The organism is Streptomyces sp. NPDC001770 (assembly GCF_053596135.1).
This window is the reverse complement of sequence record NZ_JBSFFN010000002.1, coordinates 204,867-229,365: the sequence shown is the minus strand read 5'-3', so window position 1 is coordinate 229,365 and position 24,499 is coordinate 204,867. Positions and strand designations below refer to the sequence as shown.

General features: G+C 71.2%; 22 protein-coding genes. 7 read left to right on the top strand and 15 right to left on the bottom strand.

All coding sequences use genetic code 11. From position 1 onward, the window contains the following. Nucleotides 1-70: 70 nt before the first annotated feature. Both ACWCSV_RS03340 and ACWCSV_RS03335 read right to left on the bottom strand, forming a co-directional pair. Nucleotides 71-1,585, bottom strand: coding sequence for a hypothetical protein (locus ACWCSV_RS03340; protein WP_451138134.1), 1,515 nt, complete (start codon nt 1,583-1,585; stop codon nt 71-73). A 196-nt stretch (nt 1,586-1,781) separates the two neighbouring features. Next, a complete protein-coding gene (locus ACWCSV_RS03335; RefSeq protein ID WP_451138133.1) occupies nt 1,782-2,471 on the bottom strand; it encodes a DUF4232 domain-containing protein in 690 nt (229 codons plus the stop codon). Nucleotides 2,472-2,776: 305 nt separating this feature from the next. Here ACWCSV_RS03335 and dapA point away from each other — a divergent pair, with 305 nt between their 5' ends. After that, nucleotides 2,777-3,661, top strand: coding sequence for a 4-hydroxy-tetrahydrodipicolinate synthase (gene dapA, locus ACWCSV_RS03330; protein WP_451138132.1), 885 nt, complete (start codon nt 2,777-2,779; stop codon nt 3,659-3,661). A gap of 262 nt (nt 3,662-3,923) precedes the next feature. Next, entirely contained in the window at nt 3,924-5,867 is a 1,944-nt protein-coding gene (locus ACWCSV_RS03325; RefSeq protein WP_451138131.1) for a S53 family peptidase, read from the top strand. Between the two features lie 333 nt (nt 5,868-6,200). Here the strand turns inward: ACWCSV_RS03325 and ACWCSV_RS03320 are convergent, their stop codons facing one another. Together ACWCSV_RS03320 and dapD are read right to left on the bottom strand one after the other, a co-directional pair. Then, nucleotides 6,201-7,385 (bottom strand): zinc-dependent alcohol dehydrogenase, encoded by a 1,185-nt coding sequence (locus tag ACWCSV_RS03320; RefSeq protein WP_451138130.1) that lies wholly within the window; start codon nt 7,383-7,385, stop codon nt 6,201-6,203. A 133-nt stretch (nt 7,386-7,518) separates the two neighbouring features. Beyond that, complete coding sequence (gene dapD, locus ACWCSV_RS03315; protein ID WP_451138129.1) at nt 7,519-8,517, bottom strand: 2,3,4,5-tetrahydropyridine-2,6-dicarboxylate N-succinyltransferase; 999 nt, start codon at nt 8,515-8,517, stop codon at nt 7,519-7,521. Nucleotides 8,518-8,823: 306 nt separating this feature from the next. Here dapD and ACWCSV_RS03310 point away from each other — a divergent pair, with 306 nt between their 5' ends. Continuing rightward, nucleotides 8,824-9,966 (top strand): DUF7847 domain-containing protein, encoded by a 1,143-nt coding sequence (locus ACWCSV_RS03310; RefSeq protein WP_451138128.1) that lies wholly within the window; start codon nt 8,824-8,826, stop codon nt 9,964-9,966. Between the two features lie 185 nt (nt 9,967-10,151). Further along, the gene (locus ACWCSV_RS03305) at nt 10,152-10,619 is read left to right on the top strand and encodes a molybdopterin-dependent oxidoreductase (RefSeq protein WP_451138127.1); all 468 of its coding nucleotides are present in this window, start codon (nt 10,152-10,154) and stop codon (nt 10,617-10,619) included. Between the two features lie 33 nt (nt 10,620-10,652). On the opposite strand, the gene ACWCSV_RS03300 is transcribed toward ACWCSV_RS03305, so the two are convergent. From ACWCSV_RS03300 to ACWCSV_RS03250, 11 genes are all read right to left on the bottom strand, one after another. Beyond that, nucleotides 10,653-11,018 (bottom strand): VOC family protein, encoded by a 366-nt coding sequence (locus ACWCSV_RS03300; RefSeq protein ID WP_451138126.1) that lies wholly within the window; start codon nt 11,016-11,018, stop codon nt 10,653-10,655. Between the two features lie 73 nt (nt 11,019-11,091). Beyond that, nucleotides 11,092-13,125 carry a phosphocholine-specific phospholipase C gene (locus ACWCSV_RS03295; RefSeq protein WP_451138125.1) on the bottom strand — a complete coding sequence of 678 codons (2,034 nt, stop codon included), beginning with the start codon at nt 13,123-13,125 and terminating at the stop codon, nt 11,092-11,094. Between the two features lie 215 nt (nt 13,126-13,340). Continuing rightward, a complete protein-coding gene (locus tag ACWCSV_RS03290; RefSeq protein ID WP_451138124.1) occupies nt 13,341-14,735 on the bottom strand; it encodes a hypothetical protein in 1,395 nt (464 codons plus the stop codon). 178 nt (nt 14,736-14,913) lie between these two features. After that, nucleotides 14,914-15,252 carry a metal-sulfur cluster assembly factor gene (locus tag ACWCSV_RS03285; protein WP_266703120.1) on the bottom strand — a complete coding sequence of 113 codons (339 nt, stop codon included), beginning with the start codon at nt 15,250-15,252 and terminating at the stop codon, nt 14,914-14,916. Then, complete coding sequence (sufU, locus tag ACWCSV_RS03280; protein ID WP_451138123.1) at nt 15,249-15,704, bottom strand: Fe-S cluster assembly sulfur transfer protein SufU; 456 nt, start codon at nt 15,702-15,704, stop codon at nt 15,249-15,251. Before sufU ends, ACWCSV_RS03285 begins: the two co-directional genes overlap by 4 nt. Before the next feature lie 26 nt (nt 15,705-15,730). Beyond that, nucleotides 15,731-16,999: a cysteine desulfurase gene (locus ACWCSV_RS03275; RefSeq protein WP_451138122.1), complete on the bottom strand. Its 1,269-nt coding sequence runs from the start codon at nt 16,997-16,999 to the stop codon at nt 15,731-15,733. Then, complete coding sequence (gene sufC / locus ACWCSV_RS03270; RefSeq protein WP_266703126.1) at nt 16,996-17,760, bottom strand: Fe-S cluster assembly ATPase SufC; 765 nt, start codon at nt 17,758-17,760, stop codon at nt 16,996-16,998. Before sufC ends, ACWCSV_RS03275 begins: the two co-directional genes overlap by 4 nt. 7 nt (nt 17,761-17,767) lie before the next feature. Beyond that, nucleotides 17,768-18,085, bottom strand: a complete 318-nt coding sequence (locus tag ACWCSV_RS03265) for a bifunctional 3-phenylpropionate/cinnamic acid dioxygenase ferredoxin subunit (RefSeq protein WP_451138121.1) — start codon at nt 18,083-18,085, stop codon at nt 17,768-17,770. Further along, nucleotides 18,085-19,266 carry a Fe-S cluster assembly protein SufD gene (sufD, locus tag ACWCSV_RS03260; protein WP_266703130.1) on the bottom strand — a complete coding sequence of 394 codons (1,182 nt, stop codon included), beginning with the start codon at nt 19,264-19,266 and terminating at the stop codon, nt 18,085-18,087. Before sufD ends, ACWCSV_RS03265 begins: the two co-directional genes overlap by 1 nt. A 72-nt stretch (nt 19,267-19,338) precedes the next feature. Then, a complete protein-coding gene (sufB, locus tag ACWCSV_RS03255) occupies nt 19,339-20,760 on the bottom strand; it encodes a Fe-S cluster assembly protein SufB (RefSeq protein ID WP_451138120.1) in 1,422 nt (473 codons plus the stop codon). Further along, complete coding sequence (locus ACWCSV_RS03250) at nt 20,757-21,524, bottom strand: helix-turn-helix transcriptional regulator (RefSeq protein WP_451138119.1); 768 nt, start codon at nt 21,522-21,524, stop codon at nt 20,757-20,759. Before ACWCSV_RS03250 ends, sufB begins: the two co-directional genes overlap by 4 nt. A gap of 160 nt (nt 21,525-21,684) precedes the next feature. Between ACWCSV_RS03250 and ACWCSV_RS03245 the strand changes: the two genes are divergently transcribed. The 3 genes from ACWCSV_RS03245 (at nt 21,685) to ACWCSV_RS03235 (ending at nt 24,470) form a co-directional block, all read left to right on the top strand. Continuing rightward, entirely contained in the window at nt 21,685-22,611 is a 927-nt protein-coding gene (locus ACWCSV_RS03245; RefSeq protein ID WP_451138118.1) for an ABC transporter ATP-binding protein, read from the top strand. Then, nucleotides 22,608-23,375, top strand: coding sequence for an ABC transporter permease (locus ACWCSV_RS03240; RefSeq protein ID WP_451138117.1), 768 nt, complete (start codon nt 22,608-22,610; stop codon nt 23,373-23,375). The genes ACWCSV_RS03245 and ACWCSV_RS03240 overlap by 4 nt, the downstream gene beginning before the upstream one ends. 87 nt (nt 23,376-23,462) lie before the next feature. Next, the gene (locus ACWCSV_RS03235) at nt 23,463-24,470 is read left to right on the top strand and encodes a COX15/CtaA family protein (RefSeq protein WP_451138116.1); all 1,008 of its coding nucleotides are present in this window, start codon (nt 23,463-23,465) and stop codon (nt 24,468-24,470) included. Nucleotides 24,471-24,499: the final 29 nt, after the last annotated feature.

Sequence of the window (24,499 nt, the reverse complement as noted above, 5' to 3'; positions counted from 1 at the left end):
GTGGACTCAACTACCGCGCACCGCACCGGAGTCGGCTGCCGCCGCATCACGTGCGACAGCCGACGTACCGTCAGGAACCGGTGCGGGAGCGGGCCTTGAAGGCGGCTTTGCGCGCTTCCTTCGCCGTCTTCTTGTCGCCGTGCAGCCGGCCCATGGCGTCGAGCACCTCGGCGGTCGCCGGGTGGTCGACCCGCCAGATCTGGTCGAAGAAGTCGCCGTCCCGGCTGACGAGCCCCTCGACGAGCCCCTGGAGCTCCGCCACCTCGCCGTCGGCGTCCAGCTGCGCGGCGAGGGTGTCCACGGCCAGCCAGAAGACCATGGCCTCCGGCGGCGGCGGGACGTCTGCGGCGCCGTGCTCGGCGAGCCAGACCCGGGCGAGCCCGCCCAGCTCCGGGTCTCCGAGCACCGCGCGCAGGGCGGGCTCGGCGGCGGGGCCGGTGAGGGCGAGCGCCTGCTGGCAGTGGAGCCGGCGCAGTGGGGCGCCCTCGTCGTCGCCCCGGGCGGCGGCGAGCAGGTCGGCGGCGGTCGCGACGGCGTCGCCGTTCCCGCGTCCGGCGATCCACTGCCCGATCTCCGCCTGTGCGGCCGCCTCCGGGTAGTACGCGACACCGTCCAGGAGGGCGGCGGCGTCCTTGTCCGCGAGGTCGCCGATGGCGGGCGCGTCCACGCCCGCCTCCAGCATCCGGGACCGGATGCCGTAGAGCCCGAGCGGGGTGAGCCTGACCATGCCGTACCGGCTGACGTCCTCCTCGTCGCCGACGGACTGGGACGGTGCTTCGCCCTCCTCGGACATCAGCGTCTCGTCGACGGGGTGGTACTCCACGATCCCGATCGGCTCCAGTACCCGGAACTGGTCGTCCAGCCGCATCATCGCCTCCGACACCTGCTCCAGGATGTCGTCGGTGGGCTCACCCATGTCGTCCGGGACGATCATGGACGCGGCGAGGGCGGGCAGCGGTACGGGGCCGTCGCCCGGTCCGCCCTCGGAGAGCGTGAGGAGGTAGAGGTTGCCGAGCACGCCTTCGAGGAATTCGGCCTCGGCCTCCGGGTCCCAGTCCAGGGCACCGAAGTCGACCGAGCCGTCCTCCCCGACCAGATCGGCGAAGTCGTCGAAGACCGGGGCGGTGGCGTCGGCGAAGGCGGCCTCCAGGCCGTCGAGCCATACGGAGAGGACGTCGGCCGGCGAACCGCCGGTCAGCAGGGCGAGGCTCTCCCCCTGCGTGGCGGTGCCCTCGGCGGACTCCGCCGCCCCGCCGTCCCCGTCGCCCCCGCCGGCCGAGGAGTCGGACGAGCCGGAGTCGTCGGACGGGTCGGTGACGTCGACCAGACCGGTGTCCACGGCAAGCCGCCAGGCCTCGCTGGCGAGGGCGGCCCCGTCCTCGTCGGCGGGCAGGCCGAGGTGCTCGGCGGCTGCGGGGAGCTGTGCCTCGACGAGCTCGCCACCGGCACCGACGCGTGTACCGGGCCCGGCCCAGCGGGCGAGGCGCACGGCCCGCACGAGCAGCGGCGCGGCCAGGGCGTCCCTGGCCAGTTCGGCCTCGGCGGGAAGCCGCACCGGCGGCAGGGTGGGACGCTCTGCGGACATCGGGGGTTCTCCTCGGCGCGTGCTCGGGTGCACGGGTGCGTACACGGTTCAGGCCGTCCAAGCCTAGTGCCGCCGACCGGCAGGGTTCGCCCAGCCGCTCCACGTACGGGGGAACCCCCGGAGCCTGTTGACGAGCAGGTCCGAGGGGGCGGCGGGCGGCGCTTCGTCGGGCGGCGGACGGCGGAGGCGGTCCCGCTCAGCTCGGCAGCTTCGTCCGCCAGGCCGTCATGTTCAGCTCGTCCATCAGCCGGAGGTCGTGGCCCACCAGCGGAACGTTCCGCGATCCCGTGTCCGGAGCCGCCGCGAGCTCCAGGGAGTCGCTCTCGACGAGGTCGCCGCCCTCCTTGGTCGAGACCCAGGCGAGGACGGACTTCATGGTGCCGCCTGGCTTCAGCGCCACCGGTTCGGGGCCGAGGTCGGCGCCGAACATCGAGCGGCCCGGGTTGACCGGGACCGGCAGCCGGTCGCCGTTCTCGTCCAGGACCCGGACCGAGGGGTAGCCGTCGACCCGGTAGGGCTCGGTGCCGCAGTTGACGAGGGTCAGCACGACGGCGCGGGCGAACATCGCCGTTTCCACCGGCCCCATGTCCACCCGGACGCCGGAGGCGGGGCAGTCGCCGGCCGGCGTGGGGGCCGGGGCGGCCGTCGGGGTCGGGGAGGGCGGCGCGATGTCGCCGTACGGGACGGCGGCGGGGTCCAGGGTCTCCGCCGCGACGGGCCCGCCGGACGGGACCGGCGCCCGGGTGGCGGTCGGCGGAGGCTGAGGTTCGCCCTCCCCCGCCGGTACGAAGATCCCCGCGCAGCCGGCCAGGGCCAGCGCCCCCGCCCCGAGCAGCGCGGCGGCGCCGCTCCCCCGCCGTATCCGTTCACCCGCACGTGTAGGCATCCGCTCCCCCTGCCGCTCTCCCCCGCCCCTTCCGGATCATGTGAGACGCCACCGCGCGCCGAACGGTTCGATCCGAGCGTGACCCGGCACGCTTCCCGGACGGCTCGATCCGAACCCGCCCGGCACGCCCCGGGGCTGCCCGGCCCCAGCGCACCCGGTGCGCCGAGCCGTTCCGGCGCCGCTCCGCCCGCCGCCCGTCACGCCTCCGCGCGCGGGCCGTCTCCGTCATCGTTCAGCTCCGCTACATCCTCGTGGCAAGCAGATCTTGCTGGACCCGGGCACCCTGCCCTGCCGAGACTGCCCCCATGACGACGAACACCCGGCCCCGCCCCTTCGGCCGTGCGCTCTGCGCGATGGTCACCCCGTTCACGGCCTCCGGCGCGCTCGACCCGGATGCCGCGGGCGCCCACGCCGCCGCCCTGGTGCGCGGTGGCTGCGACGGACTCGTGCTCAGCGGCACCACCGGGGAATCCCCGACCACGACGGACGCGGAGAAGACGGCGCTGGTGCGGGCCGTGCGCGAGGCGGTGGGTGACGGGGTGCCGGTCCTGGCGGGCGTCGGCAGCGCGGACACCCGGCACACCGTGGAGCTGGCGCGTGCGGCCGAACAGGCGGGCGCGGACGGGCTGCTGGTGGTGACGCCGTACTACAGCCGGCCCCCGCAGGAGGCGGTCCAGGCGCACTTCCTGCGTGTCGCGGAGGCGACCGGGCTGCCGCTGATGCTCTACGACATCCCGGGCCGCACCGGCACCCGGATCGAACCGGAGACCTTGCTGAGGCTCGCGGAGCATCCCCGCGTCGTGGCCGTGAAGGACTGCGCGTACGACATGCTCGGCACGACCCGGGTGCTCTCCCGCACGGGGCTCGCGTACTACTCCGGCTGCGAGGAGCTCAACCTGCCCCTGTACGCGGTCGGCGGCGCGGGATACGTGAGCACCGTGGCCAATGTCGCGCCCCGTCACACGCGGGCTCCGCTCGACGCCTTCGACGCCGGCCGCACCGGCGAGGCCGCCCGGCTCAACGCCCGCAACGCCCGGCTGACCGAGCTGATGATGGCGTCCGGGCTGCCCGGCACGGTCACCGCCAAGGCGCTGCTGAACCTCGGTCCGGTCCGTGAGCCGCTGCTCCCCGCGGGCCCCGAGGCGACCGAGGAGCTGCGGAGGGCCCATCAGGAACTTCTCGCCGGGTGAGCCGACGCGCGGCACGCGGACAGCCGGACAGCCGGGCAGCCGGGCAGCGGGGCAGCCGGGCCCAAAGCACGCACAAGCCTCGCACGCGCCCGCACATTCCCGCTCTTCCATGCACGAACTCCCCTCCCGGGAGCACCTCTTGACAGTTTCTTGGTAAATGCATGCCCCTTACATGAAGGGTTCCTCGCAAGAGTGACGGACTACATGTGCGCGTCATCCAGCACATGCTCCGCACGCGAACACCCATATCGCAGGGGGTTACATGAGAATCAGCCGCGCCAGAAGCCGCGCCGGGCTGAGCATGGCAGCAACTCTGCCGCTGCTCGCCGGCGCACTCGCCCTGGGCATACCGTCCGCCAGCGCGGACTCCGCTCCGGGTGGGCGCGACGCGCTGCAGGGCACCAAGCCGGCCTGGGCGACCGCCCAGGCCGACCAGGGTGCCACGGCCGACACCAGCAAGGTGAACGTCCGGGTCCACCTCGCCGGGCGGGACGCGGCCGGGCTGGCCGCCTACGCCGCCGCCGTGTCCGACCCGCAGTCCTCCTCGTACGGGAAGTACCTGAGCGCCGAGCAGGCGCAGGCCCGGTTCGGAGCGACCCAGCGGCAGATCGACGAGGTCAGCCAGTGGCTGACGTCGAACGGCCTGACCGTCACCGGTGCGAACCAGCACTACGTCTCCGCCACCGGTGACGTCGCCGCGGCCGAGAAGACGTTCAGCACCCAGCTGCACAACTACCGCAAGGGCAACCGGACCTACCGCGCCCCGGCCGCGACGGCCTCCGTCCCGGCCGGGCTGAGCAAGGCCGTGCTGGCGGTGTCCGGTCTGGACAACGCGCCGCACAAGTCGAGCCAGGACGAGGTCCTGCCGCCGCCGGACGCGGTGTTCCGCAACGCGGGCCCCTTCTCCACGTACTACGGCTCGAAGACCGCCTCCTCGCTGCCGGGCGCGTACGGCTCCAAGGTGCCGTACGCGGTCAGGGGCTACACCGGCAAGCAGCTGCGCTCCGCGTACGGTGCGGGCAGCTGGACCGGCAAGGGTGTGACCGTCGCGATCACCGACGCGTACGCGTCGCCGACCATCGCGAAGGACGCCGCCGAGTACGCCAAGCGCAACGGCGACGCCCCGTACACGAAGGGCCAGCTCAGCCAGGTGCTGCCGGCCGACTACACGGCGACCGAGGAGTGCGGGGCGTCCGGCTGGTACGGCGAGGAGACCCTCGACGTCGAGGCCGTGCACGCCGTCGCGCCCGCCGCGGACATCGTCTACGTGGGCGGCGCCTCCTGCTACGACGCCGACCTGCTGGACTCGCTCAACAAGGTCGTCGACCACCGGCTCGCCGACATCGTCTCCAACTCCTGGGGCGACGTCGAGGCCAACGAGACCCCGGACGTCGCGGCCGCGTACGACCAGGTGTTCAAGCTGGGCGCGGTCGAGGGCATCGGCTTCTACTTCTCCTCCGGCGACGCGGGCGACAACGTCGCGTCCACCGGCACCAAGCAGGTCGACGTCCCGTCCAACTCCGCGTGGGTGACGTCGGTCGGCGGCACCTCGCTGGCCGTCGGCAAGGGTGACGCGTACCAGTGGGAGACCGGCTGGGGCACGCTGAAGGCCAGTCTCTCCGACGACGGGAAGAGCTGGACCGGCTTCCCCGGCGCCTACACCTCCGGCGCGGGCGGCGGCACCAGCTCGACCGTTCAGCAGCCGTCCTACCAGCGCGGTGTCGTGCCGGACTCGCTCGCCAAGGCGAACGGCAAGACCCGGATGCGTACCGAACCGGACATCGCGGCGGTCGCCGACCCGAACACCGGTTTCCTGGTCGGCCAGACCCAGACGCTGCCCGACGGCTCGCTCGGCTACGACGAGTACCGCATCGGCGGCACGTCGCTGGCGGCCCCGGTCATCGCCGGTGTCCAGGCCCTGGCGCAGCAGGCGCAGCACGGCCGGCCGATCGGATTCGCCAACCCGGGGATCTACGCCCGTTACTCCTCGAAGGCGTACCACGACGTCACCGACCACCCGCTGGGTGCGGGCCGTGACCTCGCGGTGGCCCGGGTCGACTTCGCCAACAGCGTCGACGCGACGGACGGTCTGCTGACCTCGCTGCGGACCCTCGGCAAGGACGCCTCGCTCACGGCGGTCAGGGGATACGACGACGTGACGGGTGTCGGCACTCCGGCGGCCGGGTACATCAGCTCCTTCCGCTGACGGTCACGCACCGGCTGAACGCGTGGGACTGCCCCGGGGCTCCGGCCCCGGGGCAGTCGTGCGTCCGCCGCCCGCCCGGTGTTCCCGCGGGGCCGCCCCACCGAACGGCGCCGAGAACTGGCTCGCCCGGCCGCCCCGGCCTGTCTGGACGGACGACGGCACGCTCCGGTCCGTCGCACCTGGACGGTGCGTGCCGGTGCCCTCCCCCGGCCCCTGGAGTCCGTCACGTCCTGGAGCACCAGAACGACAGGCCGGCGGACGACGCCGCCGTCCTCATGATCGAGTGGCGGCAGCACCGGCGTTCGTGAGGGGCGGCAGCCCGCCGGAATCCGGTCAGGGGTGCAGCAGGGTTTTGATCATGCCGTCCGCCTTCTGCTGGAAGGCGGCGTACGCCCGGGGCCCCTGTTCCAGCGGCAGGTGGTGCGTCGCGAAGGTGTCGACGCCCAGCGGGTCCGTGTCGGTGAGCAGCGGCAGGATGTCGTCGACCCAGCGCCAGACGTTGGCCTGGCCCATCCGGAGCTGGATCTGCTTGTCGAACATCTTCAGCAGGGGCAGCGGGTCGACGGCGCCTCCGTAGACGCCGGAGAGCGAGATCGTGCCGCCCCGGCGCACCGCGTCCACGGCGGCGTACACCGCGGACAGCCGGTCGATGCCCGCCGTCTCCATGAGGCGTTCGGCCACGGCGTCCGGGAGCAGCCCGACCGCCCAGTGGGCCGCCTTGGCCGTCGGGGCGCCATGCGCCTCCATGCCGACGGCGTCGATGACGGAGTCCGTGCCGCGTCCCTGGGTGAGTTCCCGGATCGCGTCGCCCGGTCCCTTGTCGTACCGGCGCAGGTCCAGGCAGGTGGCGCCGTACGTACTCGCCCTGGCCAGGCGTTCGGGTACGAGGTCCACGCCGACGACGAGTCCGGCTCCCCGGTGGCGGGCTATGCGGGCCGCCATCGCACCGATGGGGCCGAGGCCGAGGACGGTGACCGTGCCGCCGGGCGGGATCGCCGCGTAGTCGACCGCCTGCCAGGCGGTGGGCAGCACGTCGGAGAGGTAGACGAACCGGTCGTCCGGCGGCCCCGCCGGTACCTTGATCGGGAGGCTGTTGCCGAACGGGACACGGAGGAACTGCGCCTGCCCGCCCGGGACTTGTCCGTAGAGCTTGGTGTAGCCGAAGAGCGCGGCGCCCATGCCTCGGGAGCGCACCTGGGTGGTCTCGCACTGGGAGTGCAGTCCCTGTTCGCACATGAAGCAGCGGCCGCAGCAGATGTTGAACGGGATGACGACCCGGTCGCCCTTCGCCACCGCGGTGACCTCGGGGCCGGTCTCCTCGACGATCCCCATCGGCTCGTGGCCGAGGATGTCGCCCGGGTCGAGATAGGGGCCGAGGACCTCGTAGAGATGGAGGTCGGAGCCGCAGATCCCGGTCGAGGTGATGCGCACGATCACGTCGTCCGGCTTCTCGATCGGAGGATCGGGGACCGTCTCGACCCTGACGTCCCGCTTTCCGTGGTAAGTGAGCGCCCGCACGGTGGATCCCCTTTCGAGCGTCGGCAGGTTCTCCTCCCTCCACTCTCCGCGCCAGGCGCCCCCCTGTCGCGTCGGCCCGGGTACGGAACAGCCCCCGGGGGACCCGGGGGCCGTTCCGTACCGCCCTGCGCGCTCAGTCGTTCGCGTGCAGGATGTCGTTCAGTCCGTCCCAGACCGCGTTGTTCGGGCGGGCCTCGACGGCGCCCGTGACGGAGTTGCGGCGGAAGAGGATGTTCGAGGCGCCCGAGAGGTCGCGTGCCTTGACGACCTGGCCGTCCGGCATCGTGACGCGGGTGCCGGCGGTGACGTACAGCCCGGCTTCGACGACGCATTCGTCGCCGAGCGCGATGCCGATGCCCGCCTCCGCGCCGATGAGGCAGCGCTCGCCGATCGCGATGCGCTCCTTGCCACCGCCGGAGAGGGTGCCCATGGTGGAGGCGCCGCCGCCGATGTCGGAGCCGTCGCCGATGACGACGCCCGCGGAGATGCGGCCCTCGACCATGGACGTGCCGAGCGTGCCGGCGTTGAAGTTGACGAAGCCCTCGTGCATGACGGTGGTGCCGGACGCCAGGTGCGCGCCGAGGCGGACCCGGTCGGCGTCGGCGATCCGGACGCCCTTGGGCGCGACGTAGTCCGTCATCCTCGGGAACTTGTCGACCGAGGTGACCTGAAGGTGCAGGCCCTCGGCGCGGGCGTTCAGCCGGACCGTGTCCAGGTCGTCCACGGCGACCGGTCCGAGCGAGGTCCAGGCGACGTTGGCGAGCAGGCCGAAGAGGCCGTCCAGGTTCTGGCCGTGCGGCTGGACGAGCCGGTGCGAGAGCAGGTGCAGGCGCAGGTAGGCGTCGTGCGCGTCCAGCGGCTTGTCGTCCAGCGAGGAGATGACCGTGCGGACGGCGACGATCTCGACTCCGCGGCGGGCGTCCACGCCGACGGCCTTGGTGGCGCCCTCACCGAGGAGGTTCACGGCCTCGTCGGCGGTGAGCCGCCGGGTGCCGGCCGGGCCGGGCTCGGCGGTGAGCTCGGGGGCGGGGAACCAGGTGTCGAGGACGGTGCCGTTCCCGGCGATGGTGGCGAGGCCGGCGGCGACGGCGCCGGTGGTACGGGACGAGCCCTGGGAAGTCGTGTCGGTCATGACCAAAACCTAACCGTCCGGGTCCCGCCCGGGCGAACCGGTCTCAGGAACCGGCCGCTCGCGCCCCTGGTCCACACGTCCCGGCTTACGGCCTCCCGCAGTCCCGTTCCCCGGTCCCGAGCGCTACGGTGTCCCGCACCGGCCTTGATCGAACATGAGACCGTCGAACAACAGAACAATTTCACGGGGGGAACGATGTCGCAGGACGCGGGGTGGGGCGGCGCAGCGCAGGGGGGCGCGCCGTACGGCTGGGGAGCTCACCAGGGCTGGGGCGGCCGGCGGATGCCACCGCCGCAGGAGCCCGGGGTGATCCCGCTGGCGCCGCTGCAGCTCTCGAACATCTTCAACGGCGCCTTCTCCACGATGGGCCGCTACTGGAAGGCACTGTTCGGCTTCACCGCGGCGGTCTACGGAACGGCGGCGGTCGCGTTCACGGCCACCCTGCTCGTCGCCTTCTCCGCCGTCCACGGCCGCATCGACAGCCTCAGGGCGTCCACCGAGGAGACGGACGTCCCCTGGGACGACATCACCCCGATCCTGGTGGCGCTCGGCATCGTGATGCTGATCGGGATCGTCGTGTTCGTCCTGGCCCTCGCCCTGGTACAGGCGGCGGCGCCCGCGGTACTCCAGGGAGCGGTTCTGGGCCGTCCGGTGACCTTCCGCATGGTCCGCGGGACCGCCGTGTCCAGACTGCGGGCCATGCTGGGCACCGTGTTCCTGACCGGGCTGATCGGGGTGGTTCCCCTCGTCCTGGCGGTGGGATTCGAGGCGTCCCTGGTCGCGCTGGTCGTATCGAACGGGGACTCGGACAACGCCGCCGCGTTCCTGGGGATCTCCGTCCTGCTCCTGCTGGTGGCCGGACCGCTCGCCTCCTGGCTCTGGGTGAAGTTCTCGCTGGCGCCGACGGCGGTGGTGCTCGAACGCCAGGGACCGATCGCCGCGATGCGCCGCTCGTCCCGGCTGGTGCGCGGCAGCTGGTGGCGGATCCTCGGCATATCGCTGCTGGGCCAGATGGTCGCTGGCATGGCCTCGTCCGTCATCCAGATACCGTTCTCCGCCGCCGCCATGTTCTCCTCCGCGCTGACCACTTCGGACATGGACAGCGACACGACCCTCACCAACGTCCTGATCTCCATGGCGGGCATCGTCGCGATCGCGCTGGCCGGCCAGCTGATCGGCCAGATCTTCGTGAGCACCTTCCCGCCGCTGATTCTGGGACTGCTCTACATCGACCGCCGCATGCGCACGGAGAACCTCGCCCAGGACCTGGCCGCCGCGGCGGGCCTCCCCCCGCAACCCGCCTACGCGCCCCCGCCGTACGGCCACCAGGCCCCGCCGGGCTCTGCCCCGTACGGCCACCCCGGCCCGCAGCCGGGCGACACACCGCAGCCCGGCCCTGCCCAGCAGCCAGGCGCCGCCCCCGGCCAGGACGAGGACTCCGCACCCTGACACCCTGCGGCCGTCCGGCCCCCGAGGTCCCGGAGCCGGACGGCCCGCACCTCGGTCGGAACCGCAAATACCAGGCTGAACACCTTCTCCACATCGCATCAGCCGGGCAAGTTCCCGGATGCGGCGGGCATTCACGTTTGCGCGGGACCGCTTCCCGGGTACCGTCATCCGGGAGGTGGTAGCCCGTGAGTCAGCCCCTGGCCGAACAGCCCACCCATCCTGCGGAGTTCGCTCTGACCGGCGATCTGGCCCGGCCGGCCGGGCTGACCGTGCCCGACCTGCTCGCCTGGCCGCAGCACCGCGCCGAAGTCAGCTTCGAGTGCGCGACCAGCGGTGTACGGCACCACGCTTTCGAGGGCCCACTCCTCCACGACGTACTGCGCGACGCCCGACCGGTCTTCGACCCGGTGCGCCGCAAGGACCGGCTGCGCTTCCTGATCACGGTCACGGGCTCCGACGGACACCGCACCCTGCTGACCTGGGCCGAGATCGACCCGGACTTCGCCCGCGCGCCGGTGCTGCTCGCGGTGCGCATCGACGGAGCGTCCCTCAACCGCTCAGGCCCGCAGCTGGTCCTGCCTCAGGACCGCTGCGGGGGCCGGCACGTCAGCGGCATCCGCGTGATCCGGGTGGAAGGCCACTACTCCGCCTGAACGCGGCCCCGCCGGGCCGACGCGGAGAGCCTCTCAGTCCCGCAGTGTCCGCTTCGGGCGGAGTACGCAGAATTCATTGCCCTCAGGATCTGCCAGCACGACCCAACTGACGTCGTCCCCCTGCCCGACGTCGACCCGCGTGGCACCGAGCGCGACGATCCGCTCGACCTCGGCGTCCCGGTCGTCGGGGCTGAGGTCGATGTGCAGACGGTTCTTCACCGTCTTCCGCTCGGGCACGGAGACGAAGCAGAGGCCGGGCAGCGCCTCCGGGTTCGCCCCGATCGTCACCTCGTCCTCGTCCTCGTGGACGACCTTCCAGTCCAGCACCTCGCACCAGAAGCGGGCGAGCGACGGCATGTCGTGGGCGTCCACGACGAGCGTGTACCAAGAAGAGGCCATGGCCGTCACTCTGCCAGACCGCGCCGGCCACCACCGGGCATCGGCGCGGCCCGTCCGGCGGAACCGGCAGGCGTCAGCCGCTGACCCCGGCCGCGCCGGTCTCCAGCCGTCCGGTGAACCTGCGCGACCACGAGGCGTCGGAGTCGACCGTGACCGTGAAGTCGTACCAGCCGTTCGTGAGGGCGACCACGTTGAAGAAGTCCTCCGTGGAGGTACCGGCGGGGACGGTGTAGGTCCACGGACCGTCGCTTCGGTAGTGGGTGGACGTGATGGTGAACTTCACGGCGGCCGGGCCCGAGTTGACCATGGTGAACCAGAGGGCGGGCTTGCCCGTGCCGGTCTCGGTGGCGTACCGGGTGCGCACCTCCGCCGTCTTGCCCGCCTTGGTGGCGTCACCCCGGAACCGGCGCAGGAACCGGTTGGGGCCGGTCATGGTGAGGTCGTACGCGCCGCCGCCGTATCCGGTACCGATGTTGAAGAAGTCGGAGGCGGTGCCCTGGGCGTCCACCGTGTACTGCCACGGGGTGGTGTCGCGGTAGGCGTTCGGGTGGATGGAGAAGTGGGCCGCCCGGGTCGCCGGTGCCCCCTGGTTGGCCATCGTGAACCAGGCGAGGATCTTCCCCGAGGCACCGAACTCCAGCCGGTCCAGGTACCCGTTGGGCTGGTAGGGCAGGGCCCGGGAGGGACGGGTGCCGGGCTCCTGCGCCGGCAGGGCGTTGTTCGTCGGAACGGGATTGGGCAGCGGGCCGCACGTCGAGAGCCCGATCACGCCGGTCGCGGGCAGCGCCACCGCGCCCTTGACCGGGTGGGCGAAGTCGAAGACGCCGGTCAGGTCCCCGCTCACCTTGCGTCGCCACTCACTGATGTTGGGGCAGACCGCGGGCGTGCCGAGGGCGGTCGTCCAGGTCTCCAGGAAACGCAGCACCGAGGTGTGCTCGAAGACCTCCGAGGAGACCCAGCCGCCGCGGGTCCAGGGAGAAACGACGGTCATCGGGACGCGGAAGCCGAAGCCGTACGGCACGCCGTTCAGGAACTCGCCGGGAGTCCCCGCGGGCGGGGCGGGCGGCGGCACGTGGTCGAAGAAGCCGTCGTTCTCGTCGTAGTTGAGGAACAGGACGGTGGCGTCGAAGACGTCGGGGTCCGCCGCGAGGGCCCGGTAGACGAGGTCGACGAAGTGGGCACCGTCGCCGGGCGGGGCGTAGGGGTGTTCGGAGAACGCCTGGTTCGGGACCACCCAGGAGACCTGCGGCAGGGTCCCGGCGAGGACGTCCGCCTTGATGGCGGCGGCGATGTCGTCCGGGGTGGACCCGGTCGCCTTCGGGACGGAGGACATGCCCCGGTCGTACAGCGGATCACCCGCCTTGGCGTTCGCGAAGGCCTTGAAGTAGGCGCAGCCGTTGTCCCCGTAGTTGTCCTGGGCGTTCTGGTAGACCTTCCAGCTCACTCCGGCCGCCTGGAGTGCCTGGGCGTAGTTCTGCCACGTCAGGCCCGACTCGTCGCCGCCGTCGTAGCTGGCGGCGTCGACCTTGCCGCTCCACAGGTAGGTGCGGTTCGGGCCGGTGGCGCTGAGGGTGGAGCAGAAGTAGGCGTCGCAGACCGTGTAGGCGTCGGCGAGCGCGTAGTGGAAGGGGAGGTCCGAACGGTCGAGGTAGCCGAGCGAGCGGACGCTGCCGACGCCCGCCACCCAGTTGTCCAGGCGGCCCTTGTTCCAGGCCGAGTGCTGGGAGGACCAGGAGTGCGGCAGGTCGCCGTTGCACTGGGCCAGAGTCTCGCCGTCCTGGCCGCCGGCGGCCGGGGTCGCGCTCAGCTTCCAGGGGAACTGGCGGCCCGTGCCGTTGGGCTGGTCGAAGACCGGGCGGTTGCCGGCCAGGGTGACGGTGCTGCGGTCGTCGAAGCCCCGTACGCCCTTCAGCCGTCCGAAGTAGTGGTCGAAGCTGCGGTTCTCCTGCATCAGGATCACCACGTGGCGCACGTCCGTGATGGTTCCCGTCGCGGTGGCCGCGGCCGCATCCGTGGCCCCGGCGGGGCGCGTTCCCGCTCCCAGCGTCAGACCGGCTGCCACGGAGGCACCGAGTCCTACGAATCCCCTACGGCTGATCGGTGTCATTCGCCCGCCCTCGCCCTCGCGGGTGCCCGTGCGGCACGCCGGGCGTAAGGATGCCCTCCCCGCACGGAGCCAACCGGGCGGGCGGATGTTCCCCGGATGAACGGTCCCCGACCCGTCGGGGACCGTTCATCCGGTGCTGTTCATCCGGGGCCGTTCACCCGGGGCCGGTCGTCGGGCTCCGCGAGCCCTCGGGCCGTCCGTCGGCCCGGAGTCGGTCAGCCGCCGACCGTGAACCAGGTGGCGCGGGACTTCTTGAACTCGGCGTGGTCCAGGTCCTTCGCCTCCGTGCCGTCCCCGTAGAGGTCGGCCGCGCCGGCGTCGGTGATCAGCTGGGCGCGGGTGCCCGCGACCGTCAGGTCGGGCACCGAGACGACGGCCTCCCAGCCGCCCGGGTCGGTGGTGGGCAGGTCGGTGCGCTTGACGGGGGCGTGGCCGGCGACGCCGTCCCAGCTGTAGAGGGCGTACGGGTCGGAGTTGTCGTCCGCCTCCCAGGAGCCGGCGACGATGAGGTACTGGTTCGCCGCGTTCTTCCGGATGTCGCGGATCGCGAGGCCGCCGAGGTCCAGCTCGATCGGGGTGCCGAAGACCGCCTTGGCGCCGCTGCCCACGACCTTGTCGAAGTTGGTCACCGGCACGATCAGGCCCTTGCCGCCGGACTTCGGCGGCACGAGGGGCGCCCGGAAGCCGACGTACGCGGTGGTGGTGGAGCCGGGCGCGAACTCCAGGCCCTCCACGTTGAACCCGTCGATCTGCTTGGGTACTTGGCCGTCCTCGGTGCCGTCGGCGAAGCCGTACCGGTCGTCGTTCGCCTCGTCCCAGGCGACGAGGTCGTCCCGGAGCTTCTTGTACGAGCTGCCGACGGTGAGCGCGGTGGAGGCGCCGGAGCCGGAGACGGTCGTGGTGAAGACGGTGTTGCGGTCCTCCTTGTACTCGCCGTCCTTGTTGTTGCCGAGCGAGCCGGTCCAGTAGATGGTGTTGCCGACTCTGGCCGCGGCCTCGATGTCGATCTCCTTGTCCGCCCCGAGCTTGGACGCGACGTCCCAGGTCTTCACGGGCGCGCCGGAGACGGCGAGGTTGTAGAGGCGCAGGACGTTCGACTCGTCGTCGGCGACGACCGCGTAACCGCCGCCGACGTCGACGGCGGCCGAGGCGTCGGAGGAGCCGGTGAGGTAGCGGGTGTCGGCGGCGTTCTGCACGGCGGCCGAGGCGGCGTAGTACAGCTTCTTGGTGGCCGTCTTGCCGCCGAGGCCGGTGACCTTGATGGTGAGGTCGGTGTAGCCGCGGGCGTGCGCGGTGACGGAGATCTGGCGGGTCGCGCCGGTGCCGGTCACGGTCACGTCGGAGGTCGCGGCGACCGAGGTCTTGGAGCTGGCGGAGGCCGCGACGGTGAGGGCGGTGGCGTCGGCGCCGCTCTGCGCGACGGTGACGGTCACGACCGGGTCGCCCGTGGCTCCCACCGCGCCGGAGAGGTACGTCGCCGACAGGGCGATGGTCGGCGTCCCGTAGGACGCGGCGTGCGCGGGGGCGGTGAGCCCCAGGGCGGCCAGCGCGATGATCCCGGCCGTCGCGGCGGCGGCCCGGCGGTGCTGGAGTGAAGGCTGGTGCGTCACTGCGTCCCTCTCGTCGGCATGGCTCGACCGTCTCTCGACCGTCGGCGTGGTTTCGACGACAAGGTTCCGGTTCCTGGGCCAACGAGGGGCACACGTCACCCGTACGGTGGACGAACAGTACGAGGACGGCCCCCCGGCCGATGCCGGGGGGCCGTCCTCGTACCTCACGGAGCGATGCTCAGACGTTGAAGCCGAGCGCGCGCAGCTGCTCGCGCCCGTCGTCCGTGATCTTGTCCGGGCCCCACGGCGGCATCCAGACCCAGTTGATCCGCAGCTCGCTGACGATGCCGTCGGTCGCGGACTTCGCCTGGTCCTCGATGACGTCGGTCAGCGGGCAGGCCGCGGACGTCAGCGTCATGTCGAGGGTGGCGATGTTGGCGTCGTCGATGTGGATGCCGTAGATCAGGCCCAGGTTGACGACGTCGATGCCCAGCTCGGGGTCGACGACGTCGTACAGCGCCTCGCGGACCTCCTCCTCGGAGGCCGGCTTCAGTGCCACAGTCTCGTTCTCGCTCATGAGGTCTTCCCTTCGGACAGCGCCTGCGCCGTCGCGTCCTTCCACGCCATCCAGCTCAGCAGCGCGCACTTGACGCGAGCCGGGTACTTGGAGACACCGGCGAACGCGACCGCGTCCTCCAGTATCTCCTCCATCGCGTCATCGGGCTCCAGCTGGCCCTTGGACTGCATCAGTTCCAGGAACGCGTCCTGGATCCTCCGCGCCTGGTCCAGCTCCTTGCCGACCAGCAGGTCGTTCAGCACCGAGGCGCTGGCCTGGCTGATCGAGCAGCCCTGCCCCTCGTAGCTGACGTCGGCGAGGGTGTCGCCCTCGTACCGCACGCGGAGCGTGATCTCGTCGCCGCACGTCGGATTGACGTGGTGCACCTCGGCGTCGCCGTCCCGCAGACCGCGCCCGTGGGGGTGCTTGTAGTGATCCAGGATGACTTCCTGGTACATCGAATCCAGTTTCACCCGTCAGCCCTCAGCCACTGTGCCCATTAACCGAAAAAGTTCCGTACGTGCTCCAGACCGTCCACCAGGGCGTCGACCTCGGCAGGCGTGGAGTACAGATAGAACGACGCCCGCGTGGTCGCGGGAATTCCGTACCGCAGGCAGACCGGCCGTGCGCAGTGGTGGCCGACCCGGACCGCGATGCCCTGTTCGTCGAGCACCTGGCCCACGTCGTGCGGGTGGATGTCGCCGAGCGTGAAGGAGATCGTGGCGCCGCGGTTCTCGGCCGTGGTCGGGCCGATGATCCGCAGGTCCGGCACCTCCAGGAGCCGCGCCACCGCGTATTCGGTGATCACCTGCTCGTGGCGGTGGATGTTCTCCATGCCGATGGCGGTGAGGTAGTCCACGGCCGCGCCGAGGCCGACGGCCTGCGCGATCGGGGGCGTACCCGCCTCGAACTTGTGCGGTGCCGGGGCGTACGTCGACGAGTGCATCGACACGGTCTCGATCATCTCGCCGCCGCCGAGGAACGGCGGCAGGTCCTCCAGGAGCTCCTGCCGTCCCCACAGGACGCCGATGCCGGTCGGGCCGACCATCTTGTGACCGGTGAAGGCCACGAAGTCGGCCTGCAGCGCCTGCACGTCGAGCACCATGTGCGGGGCGGCCTGCGAGGCGTCGATGCAGACCAGCGCGCCGACCTGCTGGGCGCGGCGGATGATCTGCTCGACCGGGTTGATCGTGCCCAGGATGTTCGAGACCAGCGTGAAGGAGACGATCTTCGTCTTCTCGGTGATGATCTCGTCGATGTTGGACAGGTCGAGCCGGCCGTCGTCCGTGATGCCGAACCACTTCAGCTTCGCGCCGGTGCGCTGCGCGAGCAGCTGCCACGGGACGATGTTGGAGTGGTGCTCCATCTCGGTGGTGACGATCTCGGTGTCACGGTCGACCCGGTAGGGCTCATCGGCCCAGCCGAGCATGTTCGCGACGAGGTTGAGCGACTCCGAGGCGTTCTTCGTGAAGATGACCTCGTCGCGGCTCGGCGCGTTGATGAAGGCGGCGACCTTGTCGCGGGCGCCTTCGTACAGCGCGGTGGCCTCCTCGGCGATGGTGTACACACCGCGGTGGACGTTGGCGTTGTGCCGCTCGTAGTACTCGCTGAGAGCGTCGAGCACCTGGCGCGGCTTCTGCGAGGTCGCCGCGCTGTCCAGGTACACGATCTTCTTGCCGTCGTGGACCGTGCGGCCCAGGATGGGGAAGTCCTTGCGGATCGCCTCGGTGTCGAGGAGGCCGGTCAGCCCCTTGCGGGCGTCAGTCACGCGGAAGCGCCACCCTTCACGTACGCCTCGTAGCCCTCGTTCTCCAGCTTGTCGGCCAGCTCGGCGCCGCCGGACTCGGCGATGCGGCCGTTGGCGAAGACGTGCACGAAGTCGGGCTTGATGTAGCGGAGGATCCGCGTGTAGTGGGTGATCAGCAGGGTGCCGACCTCGCCGGTCTCGCGGACCCGGTTGACGCCCTCGGAGACGACGCGCAGGGCGTCGACGTCGAGGCCGGAGTCGGTCTCGTCGAGGATGGCGACCTTCGGCTTGAGGAGCTCCAGCTGGAGGATCTCGTGGCGCTTCTTCTCGCCGCCGGAGAAGCCCTCGTTGACGTTGCGCTCGGCGAACGCCGGGTCCATCTGGAGCCCGGCCATCGTCTCCTTGACCTCCTTGACCCACGTACGCAGCTTGGGGGCCTCGCCGCGGACGGCGGTGGCGGAGGTGCGCAGGAAGTTGGAGACCGAGACGCCGGGGATCTCGACCGGGTACTGCATGGCGAGGAACAGGCCGGCGCGGGCGCGCTCGTCGACGGACATCTCGAGGACGTCCTCGCCGTCGAGGGTGACGGTGCCGCTCGTGATCGTGTACTTGGGGTGACCGGCGAGCGAGTACGCCAGGGTGGACTTGCCGGACCCGTTGGGGCCCATGATGGCGTGGGTCTCGCCCTGCTTCACGGTCAGGTCGACGCCCTTGAGGATCTCCTTCGTGGCGTTGTCGGCCTCGACGGTGACGTGCAGGTCGCGGATTTCAAGCGTTGCCATGGGTGACTCAGGACTCCTGGGTGACGGAGACGAGCACATCGTCCCCTTCGATCTTTACGGGGTAAACGGGGACGGGGCGCGTCGCGGGAAGGCCGGACGGCTTGCCGGTGCGCAGGTCGAAGGACGAGCCGTGCAGCCAGCACTCGATCATGCAGTCCTCCACCTCGCCCTCCGACAGCGACACATTGGCGTGCGAGCAGACGTCGTTGATGGCGAACACCTCGCCCTCGGTACGGACGACCGAGACGGCGGTGCCTTCGAGCTCCACCCGCTTCGGGGTGTCGTCCTCCAGCTCGCTCAGCGCGCACACCTTGACGAACGCCATCAGACGGACGCCTTCAGCTCTGCCTCGATCTTGTCGAGCAGGCGCGCCTCGACGTCCGGCAGGCCGATCTGCTGGACCAGCTCGGCGAAGAAGCCGCGCACGACGAGCCGGCGGGCCTCCTCGGCCGGGATACCGCGGGACTGGAGGTAGAACAGCTGCTCGTCGTCGAAACGGCCGGTGGCCGAGGCGTGGCCGGCGCCGACGATCTCGCCGGTCTCGATCTCCAGGTTCGGCACCGAGTCGACGCGGGCACCGTCGGTCAGAACCAGGTTGCGGTTCATCTCGTAGGTGTCGGTGCCTTCGGCCTTGGCCTGGATGAGGACGTCCCCGATCCAGACCGCGTGGGCCCCGTCGCCCTGGAGGGCGCCCTTGTACACCGCGTTGGACTTGCAGTGCGGGGTGTTGTGGTCGACCAGGAGGCGGTGCTCCTGGTGCTGGCCCTTGTCCGTGAAGTACAGACCGAACAGCTCGGCCTCGCCACCGGTGCCGGCGTACGCGACCCGGGGGTGCAGCCGGACCAGGTCGCCGCCGAAGGTGACGACGACGGACTTGAACGAGGCGTCGCGGCCGATCAGCGCGTTGTGCTGGCCGACGTGGACCGCGGTGTCGTCCCAGTCCTGGACGGAGACGACGGTGAGCTTCGCGCCGTCGCCGAGGACGTAGTCCACGTTGGCGGCGAGCACCGCGTCACCGGTGTGGTCGATGACCACGACCGCCTCGGCGAAGGCGCCGACCTCGACGAGCAGGTGGCCGTAGGAGGTGCCGCCCTCGCCGTGCACCGCGATGCGGACCGGCTCGGTGAGCACGGCCTCCTTCGCGACCGTGACGACCGACGCCTGCGTGAACGCGGAGTACGCCTGGGCGGCGACCCGGTCCACCGGGACACCGGCCCGGCCGAGCCGGGCGTCGTCGCGGCCCACGGTCTCCACCGTGACGCCCTCGGGCGCCTCGACGGCGACCTTCACGCCGCCGCCGTTCGCCACCGCGGTGCCGTCGTGCAGCCCACGCAGGCGCTCCAGCGGCGTGAAGCGCCACTCCTCCTCGCGGCCGTGCGGGACCGGGAAGTCCGCCACGTCGAAGGAGGGCGGGGCGCTCATGCGCGTGGCGACGGTCGACTCGGCGGCCACCGCGATGGAACCGGCGGTGGTGGAGCCCACCGGGGAATTCTGAGCCTCAGCCATGGCTGTCGTAGTGCTCGCTTTCTTAAGTCAAGACGTAGGGGGTTCGGACGGGTGTACGGCGGGGTGGCCGTATCAGCCGACCGAGCCCTCCATCTGCAGCTCGATCAGCCGGTTCAGCTCCAGGGCGTACTCCATCGGGAGCTCCTTGGCGATCGGCTCGACGAACCCGCGCACGATCATCGCCATGGCTTCGAACTCGGTGAGTCCGCGGCTCATCAGGTAGAAGAGCTGGTCCTCGGAGACCTTGGAGACGGTCGCCTCGTGGCCCATCGACACGTCGTCCTCGCGGACGTCGACGTACGGGTAGGTGTCGGAGCGCGAGATCGTGTCGACGAGCAGCGCGTCGCAGAGCACGTTGGACTTCGCACCCGGCGCGCCCTCGCCGATCTCGATGAGGCCGCGGTAGGAGGTGCGGCCGCCGCCTCGCGCCACCGACTTGGAGACGATGTTGGACGAGGTGTTCGGGGCCATGTGGACCATCTTGGCGCCGGCGTCCTGGTGCTGGCCCTCGCCCGCGAAGGCGATGGAGAGCGTCTCGCCCTTGGCGTGCTCGCCCATGAGGTAGACGGCCGGGTACTTCATGGTGACCTTGGAGCCGATGTTGCCGTCGACCCACTCCATGGTCGCGCCCTCGTACGCCACGGCGCGCTTGGTGACCAGGTTGTAGACGTTGTTCGACCAGTTCTGGATGGTCGTGTAGCGGCAGCGGCCGCCCTTCTTCACGATGATCTCGACCACGGCGCTGTGCAGCGAGTCCGAGGAGTAGATCGGCGCGGTGCAGCCCTCGACGTAGTGGACGTACGCGTCCTCGTCGACGATGATCAGCGTCCGCTCGAACTGGCCCATGTTCTCCGTGTTGATACGGAAGTAGGCCTGGAGCGGGATGTCGACGTGGACGCCCTTGGGCACGTAGATGAACGAGCCACCGGACCACACGGCCGTGTTCAGCGAGGCGAACTTGTTGTCGCCGACCGGGATGACGGTGCCGAAGTACTCCTTGAAGAGCTCCGGGTGCTGCTTCAGCGCGGTGTCCGTGTCGAGGAAGATGACGCCCTGCTCCTCCAGGTCCTCACGGATCTGGTGGTAGACGACCTCGGACTCGTACTGCGCGGCGACACCGGCGACGAGGCGCTGCTTCTCCGCCTCCGGGATGCCGAGCTTGTCGTACGTGTTCTTGATGTCCTCGGGCAGGTCCTCCCAGGACTCCGCCTGCTTCTCGGTGGACCGCACGAAGTACTTGATGTTGTCGAAGTCGATGCCCGACAGGTCCGAGCCCCAGTTCGGCATGGGCTTCTTGCCGAAGAGCTTGAGGCCCTTGAGGCGGAGCTTCAGCATCCACTCGGGCTCGTTCTTCTTGGCCGAGATGTCACGGACGACATCTTCCGAGAGGCCGCGCTTGGCCGCCGCGCCTGCCGCGTCGGAGTCGGCCCAGCCGAATTCGTACGTACCCAGGCCCTCGAGTTCGGGGTGGGCAGTCTCCGTAGGGAGCGTCATGCGGGGTTCCTCCCGGCAGTGCTTGCTGATACTGAGGTGGTGGTGGTCTGTGGGGGCGCGCCGGCGTCGGTGGTACCGCCGCCCGGGCCGCCCTTGGGGACATACGTCGTGCACACGCCGTCGCCGTGGGCGAGGGTGGCCAGACGCTGTACGTGGGTCCCGAGCAGCTCGGAGAAGAATTCCGTCTCCGCCTCGCACAGCTGCGGGAACTGCTCGGCGACGTGCGCCACCGGGCAGTGGTGCTGGCAGAGCTGCTCGGCCTGCTGCGGACCCGGCGCGCTGCGCGCCGTAGCAGCGTACCCGTCCGCGGACAAGGCCCTGGCCAGGGCCGCTGTCCGGTCCTCGGGGGCGGCGGCTTCGACCGCCGCGCGGTACTTCTCCGCCTGTGCGGTCATCCGGGAACGGGCGAACGCGACGACCGCCTCGTCACCCGCGGTCTCGGCGATCCAGCGCAGCGCCTCGGCCGCGAGCTTGTCGTACGACTGGTCGAAGGCGTCCCGGCCGCTGTCCGTCAGCGCGAACACCTTGGCGGGCCGGCCGCGGGTCCGTGCGCCGTACACCCGCTGCTCGCGGGGTTCGACGACTCCGTCGCAGGCGAGGGCGTCCAGGTGACGCCGGACGGCGGCCTGGGTGAGTCCGAGCCGCTTCGCGAGGTCGGCGGCGGTGGAGGGGCCGTGGTCCAGGATGGAGCGCGCGATCCGGTTGCGCGTCGGGCGCTCACCGGTCGCGAGTTCCTCCTGCGGAGCCTCGCCAACGTATTTCACAACGCCATTGTTGCGTAATTCGGAGCGGCATGACAACCACGGTCCGGAACGATCAACGGTGTGGTTCGTCACTTAGGGTTACCTAATCTGGCCAGGGATCCCCACCCCGCCAGGGCCCGGCGGGGGTTGCCGGATCCCCCGGGACTTAGACTTACCCGCCATGAGCAACGAGCCTGTCGTACGGGTCGAAGGCCTGGTGAAGCGGTACGGCGCCAAGACAGCCGTCGACGGACTCGATCTGAGCGTCGCGGCGGGCACGGTGACCGCGGTCCTCGGCCCCAACGGCGCCGGCAAGACCACCACGATCGAGACCTGCGAGGGCTACCGCCGCCCCGACGAGGGCACCGTCCGCGTGCTGGGGCTCGATCCGGTCGCGGACGCGGCCCGGCTCCGCCCCCGGATCGGCGTGATGCTCCAGTCCGGCGGCGTCTACTCCGGCGCCCGCGCCGAGGAGATGCTCCGCCACATGGCGAAGCTCCACGCGCACCCGCTCGACGTCGATGCCCTGATCGAACGCCTCGGTCTCGGCAGCTGCGGCCGCACCGCCTACCGGCGCCTCTCGGGCGGCCAGCAGCAGCGCCTCGCGCTCGCCATGGCCGTCGTCGGCCGCCCCGAACTGGTCTTCCTCGACGAGCCCACCGCCGGACTCGACCCGCAGGCCCGCCGCGCCACCTGGGACCTCGTGCGCGAGCTGCGCGCGGACGGCGTGTCGGCGGTGCTCACCACCCACTACATGGACGAGGCCGAGGAGCTCGCCGACGACGTCGCCATCGTCGACGCCGGGCGTGTCGTCGCCCAGGGCAGCCCCGAGGAGCTGTGCCGGGGCGGCGCGGAGAACACCCTGCGCTTCTCCGGACGCCCCGGGCTCGACCTCGGCTCGCTGATCAAGGCGCTGCCGGACGGTTCCGGCGCCGCCGAGCCCGTCCCCGGCTCGTACCGCATCTCCGGGACCATCGACCCGCAACTGCTGGCCACCGTCACCTCCTGGTGCGCCCAACACGGGGTCATGCCGGACGGCATCGCCGTCGAGCGGCACACCCTGGAGGACGTCTTCCTGGAACTCACCGGCAAGGAGCTGCGCGCATGAGCGCCGGTACGTACGCCCCCCGCCCGGGCGCCGCCCCGCTGTCCCGGATGATCGCCGCGCAGACCGCGCTGGAGACCCGGATGCTGCTGCGCAACGGCGAGCAGCTCCTGCTGACGGTGATCATCCCGGCGCTGCTGCTGGTGCTCTTCGGCTCGGTCGACATCGTGGACACCGGTGCCGGCGACCCCGTCGACTTCCTGGCGCCCGGCATCCTGGCGCTGGCCGTGATGTCCACCGCGTTCACCGGCCAGGCCATCGCCACCGGCTTCGAGCGCCGGTACGGCGTCCTGAAGCGGCTCGGCGCGTCGCCGCTGCCCCGGTGGGCGCTGATGACCTCCAAGACACTGTCGGTCCTGGTGACCGAGGTGCTCCAGGTGGTCCTGCTGACCGTGATCGCCTTCGCGCTGGGCTGGTCGCCGCACGGCAACCCCCTCGCCGTGCTGCTCCTGCTGGTGCTGGGAACCGCCGCCTTCTCGGGCCTGGGCCTGCTGATGGCCGGGACGCTGAAGGCCGAGGCGACCCTCGCCGCGGCGAACCTGGTCTTCCTGCTGCTGCTGGTCGGCGGCGGGGTGATCGTGCCGATGGAGAAGTTCCCGGACGCGGTGGCCTCGGTGCTCGGCCTGCTGCCGATCGCGGCGCTCTCGGACGGCCTGCGGGACGTGCTCCAGCACGGTGCGGGCATCCCCTGGGGCGACCTGGGCATCCTCGCCGTCTGGTCGGTGCTGGGGCTCGGCGCGGCGGCGCGCTTCTTCCGCTGGGAGTGACGGGCCGCGGCGCGGTACCGGTGACTCCGGTCACGGTTCGGGGTGACTCGTCCCCCTCGTGAAAGCTTGCACAAGCTTCCGCCTACCATGGTGCGCGTGCCCAAGCTGACCCGAGCCGAAGTCGCTCAAGCCGCGCGGAACCCGCTCCAGTACATCGCCGAACGGTGGACTCCGGATCCCCGGACCGTCCGCCGTGCCGCCATGTCCGCCGTCGTGATGGCGGTGATCATCGTCGCCACCGGTGGCGCGGTGCGGCTGACCGGTTCCGGTCTCGGCTGCCCCACGTGGCCCAAGTGCACCGAGGACAGCCTCACGACGACCAGCGCGATGGGCTTCCACGGCGTCATCGAGTTCGGCAACCGGATGCTGACGTACGTGCTCTGCGCGGCCGTCGGCTGGGCGATCGTCGCGGCGCGGGCGCTCAAGCCCCGGCGCCGGAGCCTCACCCGGCTCGGCTGGGCCCAGTTCTGGGTGGTCATGGGCAACGCCGTGCTCGGCGGGTTCGTGGTGCTGGTCGGCCTCAACCCGTACAGCGTGGCCGCGCACTTCCTGCTCTCCGCCGCCCTGATCACCGTCGCCGTGGTGCTGCACCACCGGGTCGGCGAGGGTGACGGCGCGCCGAAGCCGCTGGTCGGCAAGGCGGTCTCGCAGCTGACCTGGATCCTCGTGGTGGCCGCGGGGCTGCTGGTCGCCGTCGGCACGGTGGTGACCGGCGCGGGCCGGCACGCGGGCGACTCCAGTGACGTGCACCGCATCCCGCTCGACTGGAAGCTGATCAGCCAGCTCCACGCGGACCTGGCCTGGGTCGTGGTGGCGCTGACGCTGGCGCTCTGGTTCGTGCTGAAGGCCGTGGACGCCCCTCCCGGACCGCGCCGCCGAGCCGCGGAGCTGTTCCTGGTGCTGATGGGCCAGGGCGTCATCGGGTACGTCCAGTACTTCCTGGACACCCCGGAGATCCTGGTGGGCCTGCACATGGTGGGCGCGTGCCTGGTGTGGATCGGGGTCCTGCGGGTCCTGCTCTCCCAGCGCGAGCGGCCGGCGACCGTCGACGGCGCCCCGCTCCCCCGGTCCGGCGAGGCGCTGACGACCGTCTGAGCCCTCCGTACGTACGAAGCCCCCCGGCG